Genomic DNA, 14,630 nt, shown 5'->3' on the forward strand with positions numbered 1-14,630 from the left:
TCGGTTCATGGCGGTCCGCAGCAACATCGTCGGCATCGACAGCCCCGAGGCGCTGGAGAAGGCGCTGCGCGCGGCCTATTACCTTGCCGACGAGGGCCTTGCGACTGCGTCCTATCTTGGGTTGGCACTCGGCAAGCCGCTACTGCTGGAGGGCGCGCCGGGCGTCGGCAAGACCGAAGCCGCAAAGGCCATTGCTGCCGTGCTCGGCCGCCGGCTGATCCGCCTGCAATGCTATGAGGGCATCGACGCCTCCGCAGCACTCTATGAGTGGAACTACCCGCGCCAGATGCTGGCGATCCGCCAGGCCGGCGACGAGAGCATCGATATCTATGGCGAGACCTTCCTGATCGAGCGACCAATGCTGGCGGCGCTGCGCGCGCCTGACTCCACCGTGCTGCTGATCGACGAAGTCGATCGCGCCGACCAGGAGTTCGAGGCCTTCCTGCTCGAGTTTTTGTCCGACTTCCAGATCTCGATCCCCGAGCGCGGTACGGTGCGCGCCGCCGAGCGGCCCGTCGTCGTGCTGACGTCAAACCGGACGCGAGACCTGCACGAAGCCTTGCGCCGCCGCTGCGTCTATCACTGGATCGATTATCCCACCGAAGAACGCGAAGCACGGATCGTGATGCTGCGGGCCTCCAGCGTGGCCGAGGCGACCGCACGTGCCGTCGTCGCGGCCGTCGGCAAGCTGCGGCGCGAGCCGCTCAGCAAGGCGCCGGGTATCGCCGAAGCTGTCGATTGGGCCGAGGCCGCAACTCTTCTCAACAAAGGCGGCGCGCGCTGGCCCGACGCGTTCAAGCGCTCGATCGGCGTGGCGTTGAAAGATGAGGAGGATCTGCACTTCATCTCGCCTCGCCTCGACGCGATGCTGGCGGAGGCGACCGCATGAGCATCGAGCCCCAACTGCCGCAGGCGGCCCGCGTATTCGTCTCCTTTGTCGGTCTGCTGCGTGCCAACAGCTTTGCTGTTGCCCCCGAGCAGACCACTGCATTTCTCACCGCGATCGAGCTAGTCGGCCCGCGCGACCTCAGGGATATCAGGCAGGCGGCGCTCGCCACCCTCGCCCCGCCGCCCGAGCGCCGCGCGACTTTTGACCGCCTGTTCGACCTCCACTTCCGCGGCAGCGAGGCGATCGAGCATGCCGACGACGGCGAGGACGACGAGACGGTCCGGCTTCAGGAAGAAGGTCGCGGCGAGCAAGAGCCGCTGCTGTCCGACGAGGCCAATGAGTCGGGCCTGACAGCCACGCGCGCCGAAGCGGTGGTCGAGCGCCGTTTCGTCCAGCTTTCCACGACCGACGCACTGAGGCGTCTGACGCGCGAGGCCCCGCGGCGCCTGCCCCGGCGGCGCGGCCATCGCCGCATGCGCGCCCGACGCGGGCCGTTCGCCGACCTCCGCCGCACCTTGCGCAACAGCGTCCGCAGCGACGGCGAGATCCTGCGGCTGGGTCACATGAAGCGGCGGCAGCGACCGCGAAAATTCCTGCTGTTGATCGATGTCTCCGGCTCGATGAAGAGCCGCACCGAGGAGAACATGAAGCTGGCACACGCGCTGGTGCAGGCCGCGCCCAATGTCGAGGTCTTCACCTTCGGCACGCGCCTGACGCGCGTCACCCGCGCGCTGCGGCTGAAGCGCCGCGAACAGGCACTGAGCGCGGCCGCCCATCTCGTCAGCGACTGGGACGGCGGCACCCGTATCGGCGATGCGCTGCAGGCCTTCCTCGCGGTGCCGCGCTTCGGCGGCTATGCACGCGGCGCGGCCGTGGTCGTCGTCTCGGACGGCCTCGAGCGCGGCGAGCCGGATGCACTGCGCGACGCCGTGGCAAAATTGTCGCGGCGGGCCTGGCGCGTGAGCTGGCTGACGCCGCTCGCGACAGGCCCGGGCTTCCGTCCGCAGACCGAGGCGCTCGTCGCCATCGAGCGCTTCGTCGACGACCTCGTCGACGGCGGATCGAGCGCGTCGATCGTCGCGCATGTACTGGCACTGGGACGAAGGAGAGTTGCGTGACCGAGATTGTCGACGGCCATCACCACATCTGGCGGCAGACGGACCTGCCCTGGCTGACCGGCCCCATGCAGCCCCGCATCTTCGGACCCTACGAGCCGATCAGGCGAGACTATCCGATCGAGGAATATCTCGACGACCTCAAGGGCTCCGGCGTGACCCGCTCGGTCTACGTCCAGACCAACTGGGCCAACGACCGTTTCGAGGACGAGACGGCCTGGGTGCAGCAGACCGCCGACGAACATGGCTGGCCGCACGCCATCGTCTCCTATGCCAACTTTACCGTGGACGACGTGCGTCCGCAGCTCGACCAGCTGAAACGCTATTCCCTGGTGCGCGGCGTGCGCATGCAGCTGCACTGGCACGAGATCCCGCTCTATCGTTTCGCGGCCAGGCCCGACCTCTGCCTCGATCCCCTGGTCCGCCGCAACATCGCGCATCTCGCCGATTACGGCTGGAGCTTCGACCTCCAGGTCTTCACGCCGCAGATGCCGGATGCCGCTCAGCTCGCGGAGTCATGCCCCAAGGTGATTTTCATCCTGCAGCATGCCGGCATGCTCGAAGATCTCTCGCCCGCGGGACGCGCGGCGTGGCGCGCCGGGATGGCCCGGCTCGCGGCCTGCCCGAACGTGGTCTCGAAGCTCTCCGGGCTCGGCACCTTCATCCACCGCAACGATCCCGCGCACATCGCGGCCGTGGTCATGGATACCGTCGCGATCTTCGGCGCCGAGCGCTGCCTGTTCGGCTCCAATTTCCCGATCGAGAAATTGTGGACCAGCTATCGCGAGCTCGTCGACGCGTTTCGGGCGGCGGCAGCGCCGCTGAGTCCAGAGCAGCAGGACGCGATCTTCAGGGGCACCGCGACGCGCGTCTACCGGCTTTGACAGACAAGAATCCGATGAGGGAGGGAAACGAATGGCGCTGGAGATCAAGATCCTGGACTATGGCGATATCGAGCTGGAATCGAGCTTTCTGGTGCTTGGCCGCGACTGCGGCCGCACCCGCCGTGTCCTCACGCTGGGCTTTTTGATCCTCGGCGGCAAATATCCAGTCGTGGTCGACACCGGCTATCGCTCCAACCAGATCATGGAAACGCTGGGCATGCGCGGCTTGCAGTACCACGAGAACATGATCGAGAACCAGCTCGCCCGCCACGGCGTGCGCATGGGCGATGTCCGCTTCGTCTGCCACACCCATCTTCACATCGACCACGCCGGCAAGGACGATCTGTTCCCGATGAACACGACCGTCGTCCTCAACCGCAAGGAGCTGGAATACTCCGTCTCCGGCCTGATGCATCCGCAATATCCGGCGCCCGACATCAAGCACCTGATCGACCGTCTGCACACCAAAAGCGCGCTGCGCTTCCTCGATCTGGAGATCACCGGCCCGATCGAGCTGATGCCCGGCGTCTATTGCGACGCCGCCGGCGCCCACACCGAGGGCTCAATGAACATCATCGTCGAGACTGCGGACGGCATCGCCACCATCTGCGGCGACGTCATCTACGATTTCAACGACCAGATCGTGACGCCCTTCAACGAGATCCACGACTGGGAGCCGCGCACCACCGGCAACCATGGCACCAGCAAGCGCGCGGAGAAGGCTGCGATCAAGAAACTGCTCAGCAACTCACGTTACCTGCTGCCGGTGCACGACCGCCCTGCCAAGATCGAAGGCGGCAACGTCGTAGGTCGGCTGCACGACCAGGTCCCCGGTCCGATTGTGCAGTCCTTGCCGGCGCGCAACTGGTTTCCGGCCTAGGGCCCTTTTTGTTTGCACATGATCTTGTCGGAAAACCGCTTCACACTTTTCCGGATCATGCGCTTGAGGATCGACCGATGACGCACGTCACCTTGCGCTCCGAATTCGAGACCCTGATCGATCCCTACGCGCCCGTCGCGCAGGTCGGAACGGGTTTTGACTTCACGGAAGGACCGATCTGGCATCCGGTCGATCATTATCTGCTGTTCTCGGACATGCCGGGCGACGTGCGACGGCGCTGGGATCCGCGGCGCGGCGTCACCGAGGTCAAGCGCCCGTCGAACAAATGCAACGGCATGACCTACGATGCCGAGCTCAATCTGATCGTCTGCGAGCACGCGACCTCGTCGCTGATCCGCGAGCGGCCGGACGGGCGGCGCGAGGTGCTGGCCTCGCACTTCCAGGGACAGGAGCTCAACAGCCCGAACGACGTCTGCGTGCACTCCACAGGCGCGATCTATTTCTCGGATCCCTGGTATGGCCGCATGCCGGTCTATGGCGTCGAGCGTCCGCGCCAGCTCGGCTTCCAGGGCGTCTATCGTGTCGTGCCCGGCAGCGAGCCGAAGCTCGTGGTGGAGCGCAATCTGTTCGACCAGCCGAACGGGCTGTGCTTCTCACCCGACGAAAAGCTGCTTTATGTCAACGATACCGTGCAGGCGCTGATCCGTGTGTTCGACGTCAATGCCGACGGCGCGCTGTCGAACACGCGCGTGTTCGCAAGCGGCATCCGCTCCGAGCTGGAGGCGGGCCTGCCGGACGGCATGAAGTGCGACCAGCACGGCAATGTCTGGGTTACCGCGCCCGGCGGCGTCTGGGTCTATTCGCCGCGCGGCGAGCTGCTCGGTAAAGTTCGCGTGCCCGAGATGGTGGCGAACCTCGCCTGGGGCGGACCGGATTTTCGTACGCTGTACCTCACCGCGACGCATTCGGTCTACGCCATTCCGACCAAGGCCGGCCCCCGTCACGAGCCCTATATGAGCGGCCGGCGCGGCAGTGGCGGTGCCGCGAACGCCGGCCCCGCGGCCGCGGCACCGATCCTCGCCGACGGCGAGATGCGGCTCGAACCGGGCCGCTGCGCCATGATCATCCAGGACCTCCAGAACGACGTCATCATGGATGGCGGTGCGTTTGCTGACTCCGGTGCGCCTGGCCATGCCAAGCAACAGCATGTCGTCGAGAACGTCCGGCGCCTGGCGGAAGCAGCGCGGGCTCGCGGCGTCGCCATCATCCATGTCTGGTTCGTGGTCGAGCCTGGCGCGCCCGGCGTGACGTTGAATGCGCCGCTGTTCGAAGGTCTCGTCGACAGCAAGGCCATGGTACGCGGCAGCTGGGGCGCGGCGCCGGTTTCCGGCCTCGAACCGCGGCCCGGCGATTTCGTCGTCGAGAAAATGCGGATGAGTGCGTGGGAAGGCACGCGGCTGGAGACGATCCTGAAAGCCACCGGCCGCGACATGATCATCAACACCGGCGCCTGGACCAACATGTCGGTCGAGCACACCGCGCGCACCGGCGCCGACAAGGGCTATTTCATGATCGTGCCGGAGGACTGCTGCTCGACCATGAACGCCGACTGGCACTCGGCCTCGATCAACTTCGCCATGCAGAACGTCGCCGTCGTGACCCACGCGGACGCCGTCATCAGAGCGCTGGGATGAGCGGTGGCAAAGCTCTTCCACCTCTCCTGCTCGCCGCGCGCCGACTCCGAGTCGAGCGCCGGCGCGCGCATCTTCCTTGATGGTTTTCGCCAGGCCCGGCCGGATTGGGACATTGACGTTGTGGACCTCTGGCGCGAGCGCATGCCGGAATTTGCCGGCCCCATCGTCGAAGCCAAATATGCGCGGATGAAAGCGCAGGCCTTCAACGACGCGCAACGCGCGAGCTTCGCCGAGGCGGAGCGGATGGCGCTGCGCTTCTCGCTGGCTGATCGCGTACTGATCTCGACGCCAATGTGGAATTTCGGCATCCCCTACAAGCTGAAGCAGTGGTTCGACATCATCATCCAGCCCGGCCTGACGTTCCGCTTCGACCCGGCACTCGGCTATCTTCCGCTGCTGAAGGATCGTCCGACCATCGTCATCCTCGCCTCGGGCAGCGATTTTGCCACCGGCATGAACCGCGGCCGCGTCGACATGGCGACACCGTACCTGCGCGAGGCGCTCCGCTTCATCGGCGTCAGTGACGTGCGTTTCGTACCGATCGGACCGACGACAGGCCCCGCCGAACCGGTCCGCGCCGCCCGCGATACCGCGCACCGTCGTCTCACCGACATGGCAAAGCGGTTCTGAGCCGCATTACTCGACCCCATTTGCTTCACGCCGACTCCAATCGGTCCCCTATGCGATTGGACCGATAGAGGATTCTTATTTGACGCGCGGGATTTTACAGAATGTCCTTTCAATCCGGCGATCCGCCGCGCGCATTGACTCGCTTGGAGAGCATCATCTCAAAGCCGGGCCCGCCTTCGCGTCCACACCCGACGCATCTTCGGTCATGAACCAACCAGAATTGCGCACGTCTGCAGCAACGACAAAACAGCTGTTGCGCGCACGGCCCGGATCCCGAGGGATTTGTTGTCCATCTCACGAGAACTTTGGAATGGCCAGGTGCGCTCGTTTCGCTTCTGCTAGGCGGAAACGGCTGATCGTACCGACCATCGAGGTCGTGCCCGATCGATGCCACCAATCATCAGGGGCTGACCATGACCGCACGCTTCCCTTCGCTTTCGTTCTCCCGGCGCCGCCTGCTGGCCGCGACCTCCGTCGTCGCAGCAGCCGCCTTGACGGCCATGGCGGGCTTGTCCCCGGTCAGGAGCGCCGGCGCTCCGCAGAATGGCGGCGACATCACGTTCCTGATCGATTCACTCGGCAGCACCTGGATCCCGAACAACAGCTCCATCTCCAGCTTCCAGGGCCACATCTGGGGTCATGTGACCGACAAACTCGTCTATGTCGACGCCGACGGCAAGGTCAGTCCGTGGATCGCGGAGAGCTGGGAGCAGAACGAGGATGCCACCCAGTTCACTCTCCATCTCAAGAGGGGCGTGACGTTCTCCGACGGCAGCCCGCTCGATGCGGCGGCCGTCGTCGCCAATCTCGACATCTGGTACGCCGGCCGCAAGAACGAAGGCATCAACCCGGTCGGCCTGTTTCCGAAAACCTACACCCGTGCCGAGGCAATCGACCCGGCCACGGTCAAAGTCTTCTTCAAGGCGCCGACGCTCGGCTTCATCCCGACGCTCGGTTACCACGGCTCCATCCTCATCTCGCCGAAGACGATCGCGCAGCCCGCAGCGCAGCAGGCCGATCTGTCCAAGACATCGGGGAGCGGGCCGTTCGTGGTCGCCTCCTGGAAGGAGGGCGACTTCGTCAAGCTGGTCAAGCGCAAGGACTACAATTGGGGTCCGGCCGCGGTCGGTCATACCGGCCCGGCCTTCCTCAACTCGATCACCTACAAGCTCGTATCGGAACCATCGCTGCGGGTCGCCGCCGTGCAATCCGGTCAGGCCGAGATCGCCTACAGCCCCTCGCCCCAGGAACTGAAATCCCTCAAGGACGCCGGCTTCACCATCGCGACACCGCGCTATCTCGGCTTCGTCAACGGCCTTGCCGTCAACACCAAGCTGGAGCCGTACAACGACGTGAAGGTGCGTCAGGCCTTCCAGGCCGGCCTCAATCGCAAGGAGATCATCGAGACCGTCTACACACCCGACTGGAAGCTGGCGACGTCCTTCATCCAGAGCAATGTCCCCGGTGCGACCGACCACAGCGATCTCCTGGCCTACAATCCCGCCAAGGCCGAGAAGCTGCTTGACGAAGCAGGCTGGATCAAAGGCGCCGGCGGTATCCGCAGCAAGGACGGCAAGCCGTTGACGTTGACGCTCTATTCAAATCCGTATCTCGCGACATCGAAGGCGATCGACGAACTGATCGCCCAGCAGCTCGGCAGGATCGGCTGGAAGGTCACGATCCGCGCCTATGACGTGGTGACGTTCGGCGAGAAGGTCCGGTTCGGCGGTCCGGGCGTTGCAGCCTATGAGGTGACGCGCAGCTTCATCGACGCCGGCACGGTGGCGAGCATCCTGACCAATGCCAACAATGGCGAGGACTGGTTCGCGCTCGGCGAAAGCGACGCAAAACTCAACGATCTGCGTGACAAGATCGCGGGCGCCGGTTCTGCCGAGATTCGCGCGCCGCTCCTCGACGAGCTCCAAAAATATGTGCTGGAGCAAGGCTACTTCATTCCGCGCACGCAAATCGTCCAACGCATCTACGTGCAATCGCCGAAGCTCAAGGGCGAGGTCTACAACGGCGTCGCCTATGCCAGCTATTACACGGCGACGATCAGCGAATAGGAGCTGACCGGCATGAACAATGCCTACCTGTTCTATGCCGCCAAGCGTCTGGCGCAGGCGCTCGTCGTCATCCTGCTGGCTTATGTCTTCACCTTCGTGGTCGTCAGCATCCTGCCCGGCGATCCCATCACCAACGTTCTGCGCGATCCCCAGAACGGCTTCACCGAGGAGGAGATCAGGCAGATCATCGCCGCCCAGGGCCTGGACCAGCCGATCCCGGTCCAGCTCTGGACGTCGCTATCGCACTTCGTGACCGGCGATCTCGGCCTGTCGATGCGGTCCAACCGGCCGGTGACGACCCTGATCGCCGAGGTTCTTCCCTCGACGCTGATCCTCGCGTCCTCGGGCTTCGCCGTCGCGCTCCTGCTCGCGGTGACGATCGCCTACGGTACACAGTTCGTTCCCAGACGCTTCGGCCAGGGCCTGCTGCGCGGCTTCCCGTCGCTGTTCCTGTCGGTGCCGAACTTCGTGATCGGCCTGGTGCTGATCCACACCTTCGGCTTCCAGCTCGGCCTGTTCCGCGTGATCGAGCCCAACAGCTTCTGGGCGACCTTTTTCGCCGCGATTGCGCTCGGCATTCCCATCTCCGCGCAGATCGCGGAGGTGCTGATTGCAAATCTCGACCACGAATCCCGGCAGGAATACGCCGCCGTCGCGCGCGGCCGCGGTCTCGGGCAGGCTCGCCTGTTCGTAAAGCACCTGCTCAAGCCGTCTTCGCTCCCGGTCGTCACCATCATCGCACTCACCATCGGCGAGCTGCTCGGCGGCTCGCTGATCACCGAGACGGTCTTCGGACGCACCGGCATCGGCAGCCTGGTGCAGCGCTCGGTGAGCACACAGGATCTGCCGGTCCTGCAGGCCGTGGTGTCACTGGCCGCGGTGGTGTTCGTGCTGGTCAACCTGATCGCCGACCTCGTCTATCCCCTGCTCGATCCGCGCGTGAAGCTCTTGGGCGGCGTGAGGCAGCGCCCGAGCACGGCGCAGGACAGCTCGGCCGAAGCGACCCAGGCAGCGACATCATGAGCAGCATCCCCTCCACCCCGCGGGCTTCGGCGACCGGCTGGCTGACGGCTTTCAGCGTCCCGCCAAGCGTCGCGCTCTCGTTCGCGGTCATCGTGCTCGTAATCGCCTGGTCCCTCGCTCCAGGCTTGTTTTCGAGCCAGAGCCCGGTCAACGGCATTCCCGCTGAGAAGCTGCTCGCCCCCGGCACCGCGCACTGGTTCGGCACTGATCATCTCGGCCGCGACCTCTACACCCGCGTCGTCTATGGCACCGCGTCGTCGGTCAGGAGCGCGCTCATTGCCGTCACGATCGCCGCAATGACCGGCGGGCTCATCGGTCTGCTGGCCGGCTTCTTCGGCGGCTGGGTGGATATCGTGTTCGCCCGGCTGGTCGATGTGTTGCTGGCGATCCCGAACTTCCTGCTGGCCGTCATCGTCGTCACCGCGATTGGTTTCGACACGACCAACGCGGCGATCGCCACCGGCATCTCGGCGGTGGCCGTGTTCGCCCGGGTGATGCGCTCGGAGGTGATCAAGACGCGGCAGGCGACGTTCGTCGAGGCCTCGTTCCTGCTGGGCGGGTCGCGCTGGCATATCCTGCTGCGGCATGTGCTGCCGAACGCGTCACGCTCGGTGTTCCCGCTCGCGGTCCTGCAATTCGGTCTCTCGATCCTGGTGATCGCCAGCCTTGCTTTCCTCGGCTACGGCGACCCGCCCCCCGCTTCCGATTGGGGTCTGCTGATCTCGATCGGCAAGGACTACCTCAAATGGCCATGGCTGGTGTACGCGCCCGCCGTCGTCACGATCGGGACCGTGCTCTCTGTGAACAGGATCAGCCGATGGCTCCGCAAGACGGACTAACCTCCATATTCTCCCGCGCCGAACTGGTCGCGCCGACGCCGCTACGCTCGATTCCGCTGCTCCGCGTCGACGGCCTGTCGGTCTCCTACGGGCGGCACGAGGTCGTGACCAAGGTGGGATTCGAGCTGGGCCGCGGCGAGAGTCTCGCCCTTATCGGGGAGTCCGGCTCGGGCAAATCGACGATCGCCCGCGCGGTGCTGCGGCTGCTCCCCCGCGACGGGCACGCCACCGGCCGGATCGTGTTCGACGGCCAGGAGGTGCTGGGGATCTCAGAGCGCGGTTTCCGGCCGCTGCGGGGCCGGGCCATCGGATTTGTCCCGCAGGATCCCGCCAACTCACTCAACCCGGTGCGTACGATCGGCGCGCAGGCGCAGGAAGCCGCCGCGCTGCTCGACGAGCCCGACAGGAAGATCCGCAAGCAGCTCATCCTGGAGACATTCGCGCAGGTCGGGCTCGATCATCCGCAGCGCGTCTACGACTCCTATCCTCACCAGCTCTCCGGCGGCATGCTCCAGCGCGTGCTGATCGGCCTTGCCGTTCTTCCTCGTCCGGCGCTGCTGGTGGCGGACGAGCCGACTTCCGCGCTCGACGTCACGATCCAGAAGCGGATTCTCGACCTGCTTTCGCGGCTCCAGCAGGAGCTCGACATCAGCCTGCTGCTCATCACCCATGATCTCGCCATCGCCGCCGAGCGGGCCAAATCGCTGGTGGTCCTCAAGGACGGCGTCGTTCAGGAGGCGGGCAAGACCGCGACGGTGTTCTCCTCGCCGACCTCGTCATATGCAAGGAAGCTGCACGCCGATGTGCCGGCGCTGAACCCCGACCGCTACGCCGGGCTGCGCGACCCCGGCTTTCGTAAAACCAGCGTCGGCCAGACGCCGAAGATCGACGTCCACGCCGTCACGAAGACTTTTACCGTCGACGGCAAAAGGCTGACGGCCGTCGATGGCGTGTCGTTCAGCGTCCCCTCCGGAACGACGCACGCGCTGGTGGGCGAGTCGGGCTCGGGCAAGACGACGGCGATCCGGCTGCTGCTCGGGCTGGAGCAGCCCGAGACCGGGACCATCGCGGTCGCCGGCGAAGAGCTGACCAACCGTTCGCCGAATTCGCTCCGCGCCGTGTGGCGTCACCTTCAGCTTATCTACCAAAATCCGTTCACCTCGCTCGACCCGACCTGGACGATCGAGCGGCTGGTGCGCGAACCGCTCGATCGGTTCGAGATCGGATCCCGCAAGGACCGAGACGAGCGTGTCCACCAAGCTCTGGCCGATGTCGGACTCGGCGAGCACTTGCTCGGCCGCAAGCCCGGGGCCTTGTCGGGCGGCCAGCGCCAGCGCGTGGCGATCGCTCGCTCCCTGGTCCTCAAGCCTGACGTGATTGTGCTGGACGAGCCGACCTCCGCGCTCGACGTCACCGTTCAAGCTGACATCATCGAGGTTCTGCTCTCACTGCAAGCCGACCTCGGCCTGACCTATGTCTTCGTCTCCCACGACCTCGCCCTGGTTCGCCAGTTCGCGCACACCGTCTCGGTGATGCACCGCGGGCGCATTGTCGAGCACGGGAGCGTCACTGGGGTCTTCGACAATCCCCGGCAAGCCTATACAAGGTCACTGCTGGCCTCGATCCCGTCAGGTGGCGCCGATGTCCCGCATGCGACGGAGCGGCTGAGCATCGCCGCCGAATGATCGGAACGCAGAGCATCACTCAATTCTCGTCGTCAAGCGCAAGAACAGCAAAACTCGCCAGCCAGTGCTCGCCCATGTAATGACTGGCGAGATGGGGAAGACCTGCAGCGAGATGCTCCTGTGCCGCCTCGTGCGCAGCCCCACGCCGCACGTCGCCTGCCGGCAAGGCCTCGCCGAGAGCGCGCCAGCACCAGGCCCGGCTGAGATTGAGGCCGTCGAGATGGGCGATCTTGCCATCGGTGCGATCGGTCACTGTCGCAGGACGGAACAGCGTTGCCGGCTGCCTTTCGGCGAGACACGGCAGAAACCGGTCGAACCACGGCAAGAACTCGCTTGACGGCAGCAGGCGCCGCATGCACTCGGCCTCGATCAGGGCGGAGGATTGGAAATCGTCGCCGCTCGGCTCGCCCCAGGCCGGGCAATCGCGATCCTCGCCATACCAGCGCCACCCGGTCTCGCGCAGCAGCCCCGCCAGCCCTTCATCCTTCTTGAGGCTCGCGTAGTCCGCCGCCATGCGCAAACCGAACGCGGTGTTGAAATGGGTCCCGACGCGGACGGGATAAGTCGCTCGCGGCAGGAAATCACGAAAGCGCTGCGCGATCACCTCAGCCAGCGGCGCAAGATTGCGCGCCCAGCGATGGTCGGATTGGAGCTCGAGCTCAGCCGCCAGTTTCAGCAACCAGGCCCAGCCATAGGGCCGCTTGAAGCCGCGGGCGGTCGGGCGGGCAAAGTAGGCGCACTCCGCGGCGACCTTGTCCGGGACGAACTGCGCGTCGAACAGTGCGCGAATGTCGGATGCTCCCGCGACGTCGGGAAAGCGGCGCAGCAGCCGCGCCAGCATCCAATAGCTATGGACGCAGGAGTGCCAGTCATAACTACCGTAGAAGATCGGGTGCAGCTGGCGCGGCGTGCGGGCGTCCGCGTCTTCGGCCAACGCGTGATCGACATTGTTGGGATATTCGCGCCCGACATGGCCGAGCGCGATGGCGGCGAACTGCGCGGCGTGCTCGCGGGTGAGACGGGACGTGGTCATGCTCTGGCCTTTCGCTTGTGACGGCCGATCAAGCTCTCGATCAGGCGCGGCAGGATGTAGATCGGAAACTGGGTCGCGGCAAAGTATAACGCCATGCGTGGCGAGGCGGCAGCGCCGAGGGCCGACCAGACCAGCCCGACATTGCGATTGCCGAGAATGAGCCCGACCGTCAGGCGCTCAGGCAAAGTTCCGGGCAGCAACACGGCACCGGCCATTTGAAGGGCGATATTGCTGGCGAAGGCCAGCGCAACACAGAGCGTTGCGGCCGGCATATCCGCTGCGATCTGCACCCGGATGCCGGCCATCGTCGCCAATGCGAAGACGAGCAGCGCTGCGACGATGATGCCGTCGACGAGGCCGCCATGGGCGGCCAGAACCGGCGCCGCATGGCGGCGGAGCAGAAAGGCAACACCTTCCGCGCTGCCGATCAACACCGCCAGCCGCAGCGCGAGCTCGAGCGCGCTGATCTCGAGCCCGCCGAACCAACCGGCGAGAAGCGGCACGGTGACCGGAGCCAGCACCATGGACAACACGGTCACCACCAGCGGCACTGCACCATCAAGCCCGAGCATGCGCGCCACCGCCGCGGTCCCGCTCGATGGCGGCGCCGAGACAGCGAGCACGATCGCAAGCGCAAGCTCCGGCGCAAGGCCCAGCGCATGGCCGGCAGCGCCCATCATCAGCGGACAGGCGAGCATGACGATTGCGGGCAACAGCACGGACAGCGATGGTCGGCGCAGCGTGGCGACGACGGCCTCGCCATCGATTCGCAGCAGCGTCCCGAGCACGATCACGAAGATGGTCACCGGCATCACGGGGCGCGCCAGATCCGCCAGCGCCGGACATACAAGGCCGAGCAGAACGCCGAACACCAGCAAAGTCGGTCCGCGCGGGATGAGGCGCAGGAGGGAGGATCGCATACGCCCCGTCCAATCAGGTCTTCCGCCCGAATAGACCACTCCCAGCAACATTCTTGAAATCGATTTTTAGCATGCATATCATTGCTCAAATGAATTTGGCTTCCGTCGATCTCAATCTCCTGGTGGCCTTCGAGGCACTGATGGAGGAACGCAATGTGACCCGCGCCGGCGCGCGCGTGGGCCTCGCGCAGCCGTCCATGAGCAGCGTTCTGACGCGCCTGCGGGCGCTGTTTGGCGACGATCTGTTCGTACGATCGGCTTCGGGCATGCAGCCCACCGCCAAGGCGCTGTCGCTGGCCCGGCCGGTCAGCGAGGCGCTCGGACAGATCAGGGGGGTGCTGGCGCCTGGATCAAGCTTCGATCCCGCAACCGCCCGCCGCCGCTTCTCCATTGCGGTGACTGACTACGGCGACCTCGTCGTCGTGCCGCCGCTGGTCGCAGCACTGCGACGGGAGGCACCCGGCATCGATCTCGTGGTGCGTCCCATCATCGACACGGCCTTGAGCGTCGCGAGCCTCGAGCACGGCGATATCGACGCGCTGATCGGCGGCCATCTTCCGGCCTCCGCGCGCATCACCCGAACTACGCTGTTCGAGGAGCATTTCGTCTGCATTCGTGATACCAAGCGCGCCAGGCAGAAGGTGCGGCTCAGCAAGGACGATTACAGCCGCCTTCCGCACGTGCTGTTCTCGTCGGCCGGCGGCGACGGACTTCCCGGCGCGATCGACACCATGCTGGCCCGGCACGGGCGCAAGCGACGCATCGCGGTCACATTGGCTCATGTCGTTGCCGTGCCGTTCGCAGTCGCCGGCACCGATCTCGTGGCGACCATGGCCGAACGTATCGCCCGCCGCTTCGCCCCATCGGCGGGCGTGTCCGTCGTTCCGCTGCCCTACGAGGTCGATGCGTTCACCATCGATCTCCTCCACACCCGCCGCGCCATGGCCGACCCCGCGCTGCGCTGGTTCGTCGAACTGGTCAGTCGTGTGTGCAGGAAGCTCTGACGATCCA

The 14,630-nt window shown here is 65.5% G+C and carries 13 protein-coding genes; 11 read left to right on the forward strand and 2 right to left on the reverse strand.

Going from position 1 to position 14,630, the window contains the following annotated elements:
- Positions 1–7 precede the first annotated feature (7 nt).
- The 10 genes from RAD16_RS17600 (at position 8) to RAD16_RS17645 (ending at position 11,666) form a co-directional block, all read left to right on the forward strand.
- Positions 8–889, forward strand: a complete 882-nt coding sequence (locus RAD16_RS17600) for an AAA family ATPase (RefSeq protein ID WP_458159160.1) — start codon at positions 8–10, stop codon at positions 887–889.
- Positions 886–2,007 (forward strand): vWA domain-containing protein, encoded by a 1,122-nt coding sequence (locus RAD16_RS17605; protein WP_458159161.1) that lies wholly within the window; start codon positions 886–888, stop codon positions 2,005–2,007. Before RAD16_RS17600 ends, RAD16_RS17605 begins: the two co-directional genes overlap by 4 nt.
- On the forward strand, positions 2,004–2,888 hold the full coding sequence (locus RAD16_RS17610) for an amidohydrolase family protein (RefSeq protein ID WP_458159162.1): 885 nt from the start codon (positions 2,004–2,006) through the stop codon (positions 2,886–2,888). The genes RAD16_RS17605 and RAD16_RS17610 overlap by 4 nt, the downstream gene beginning before the upstream one ends.
- A gap of 31 nt (positions 2,889–2,919) precedes the next feature.
- The gene (locus RAD16_RS17615) at positions 2,920–3,768 is read left to right on the forward strand and encodes an MBL fold metallo-hydrolase (RefSeq protein ID WP_212300604.1); all 849 of its coding nucleotides are present in this window, start codon (positions 2,920–2,922) and stop codon (positions 3,766–3,768) included.
- Between the two features lie 77 nt (positions 3,769–3,845).
- Positions 3,846–5,423: an isochorismatase family protein gene (locus tag RAD16_RS17620; RefSeq protein ID WP_458159163.1), complete on the forward strand. Its 1,578-nt coding sequence runs from the start codon at positions 3,846–3,848 to the stop codon at positions 5,421–5,423.
- A gap of 3 nt (positions 5,424–5,426) precedes the next feature.
- Positions 5,427–6,053 (forward strand): FMN-dependent NADH-azoreductase, encoded by a 627-nt coding sequence (locus RAD16_RS17625; RefSeq protein ID WP_458159164.1) that lies wholly within the window; start codon positions 5,427–5,429, stop codon positions 6,051–6,053.
- A gap of 413 nt (positions 6,054–6,466) precedes the next feature.
- Positions 6,467–8,119 (forward strand): ABC transporter substrate-binding protein, encoded by a 1,653-nt coding sequence (locus RAD16_RS17630; RefSeq protein ID WP_458159165.1) that lies wholly within the window; start codon positions 6,467–6,469, stop codon positions 8,117–8,119.
- Positions 8,120–8,131: 12 nt separating this feature from the next.
- Complete coding sequence (locus RAD16_RS17635) at positions 8,132–9,142, forward strand: ABC transporter permease (protein ID WP_458159166.1); 1,011 nt, start codon at positions 8,132–8,134, stop codon at positions 9,140–9,142.
- Entirely contained in the window at positions 9,139–9,981 is an 843-nt protein-coding gene (locus RAD16_RS17640) for an ABC transporter permease (protein ID WP_458159167.1), read from the forward strand. The genes RAD16_RS17635 and RAD16_RS17640 overlap by 4 nt, the downstream gene beginning before the upstream one ends.
- Positions 9,960–11,666, forward strand: coding sequence for an ABC transporter ATP-binding protein (locus RAD16_RS17645; protein WP_458159397.1), 1,707 nt, complete (start codon positions 9,960–9,962; stop codon positions 11,664–11,666). Before RAD16_RS17640 ends, RAD16_RS17645 begins: the two co-directional genes overlap by 22 nt.
- Before the next feature lie 19 nt (positions 11,667–11,685).
- Here the strand turns inward: RAD16_RS17645 and RAD16_RS17650 are convergent, their stop codons facing one another.
- Together RAD16_RS17650 and RAD16_RS17655 are read right to left on the reverse strand one after the other, a co-directional pair.
- Positions 11,686–12,699, reverse strand: coding sequence for a DUF2891 domain-containing protein (locus tag RAD16_RS17650; protein ID WP_458159168.1), 1,014 nt, complete (start codon positions 12,697–12,699; stop codon positions 11,686–11,688).
- Positions 12,696–13,619 carry a hypothetical protein gene (locus tag RAD16_RS17655; RefSeq protein ID WP_458159169.1) on the reverse strand — a complete coding sequence of 308 codons (924 nt, stop codon included), beginning with the start codon at positions 13,617–13,619 and terminating at the stop codon, positions 12,696–12,698. The genes RAD16_RS17650 and RAD16_RS17655 overlap by 4 nt, the downstream gene beginning before the upstream one ends.
- Positions 13,620–13,708: 89 nt before the next feature.
- Between RAD16_RS17655 and RAD16_RS17660 the strand changes: the two genes are divergently transcribed.
- Positions 13,709–14,623, forward strand: coding sequence for a LysR family transcriptional regulator (locus RAD16_RS17660; protein WP_458159170.1), 915 nt, complete (start codon positions 13,709–13,711; stop codon positions 14,621–14,623).
- Positions 14,624–14,630: the final 7 nt, after the last annotated feature.

This window comes from Bradyrhizobium sp. 18BD (assembly GCF_054185225.1).

Bases quoted from the DNA above. Each gene is read 5' to 3' on its own strand.
- RAD16_RS17655 (WP_458159169.1), bottom strand. From the start codon at position 13,619: ATGCGATCCTCCCTCCTGCGCCTCATCCCGCGCGGACCGACTTTGCTG.
- RAD16_RS17660 (WP_458159170.1), top strand. From the start codon at position 13,709: ATGAATTTGGCTTCCGTCGATCTCAATCTCCTGGTGGCCTTCGAGGCA.
- RAD16_RS17630 (WP_458159165.1), top strand. From the start codon at position 6,467: ATGACCGCACGCTTCCCTTCGCTTTCGTTCTCCCGGCGCCGCCTGCTG.
- RAD16_RS17645 (WP_458159397.1), top strand. From the start codon at position 9,960: ATGGCTCCGCAAGACGGACTAACCTCCATATTCTCCCGCGCCGAACTG.
- RAD16_RS17635 (WP_458159166.1), top strand. From the start codon at position 8,132: ATGAACAATGCCTACCTGTTCTATGCCGCCAAGCGTCTGGCGCAGGCG.
- RAD16_RS17605 (WP_458159161.1), top strand. From the start codon at position 886: ATGAGCATCGAGCCCCAACTGCCGCAGGCGGCCCGCGTATTCGTCTCC.
- RAD16_RS17650 (WP_458159168.1), bottom strand. From the start codon at position 12,699: ATGACCACGTCCCGTCTCACCCGCGAGCACGCCGCGCAGTTCGCCGCC.
- RAD16_RS17620 (WP_458159163.1), top strand. From the start codon at position 3,846: ATGACGCACGTCACCTTGCGCTCCGAATTCGAGACCCTGATCGATCCC.
- RAD16_RS17640 (WP_458159167.1), top strand. From the start codon at position 9,139: ATGAGCAGCATCCCCTCCACCCCGCGGGCTTCGGCGACCGGCTGGCTG.
- RAD16_RS17615 (WP_212300604.1), top strand. From the start codon at position 2,920: ATGGCGCTGGAGATCAAGATCCTGGACTATGGCGATATCGAGCTGGAA.
- RAD16_RS17600 (WP_458159160.1), top strand. From the start codon at position 8: ATGGCGGTCCGCAGCAACATCGTCGGCATCGACAGCCCCGAGGCGCTG.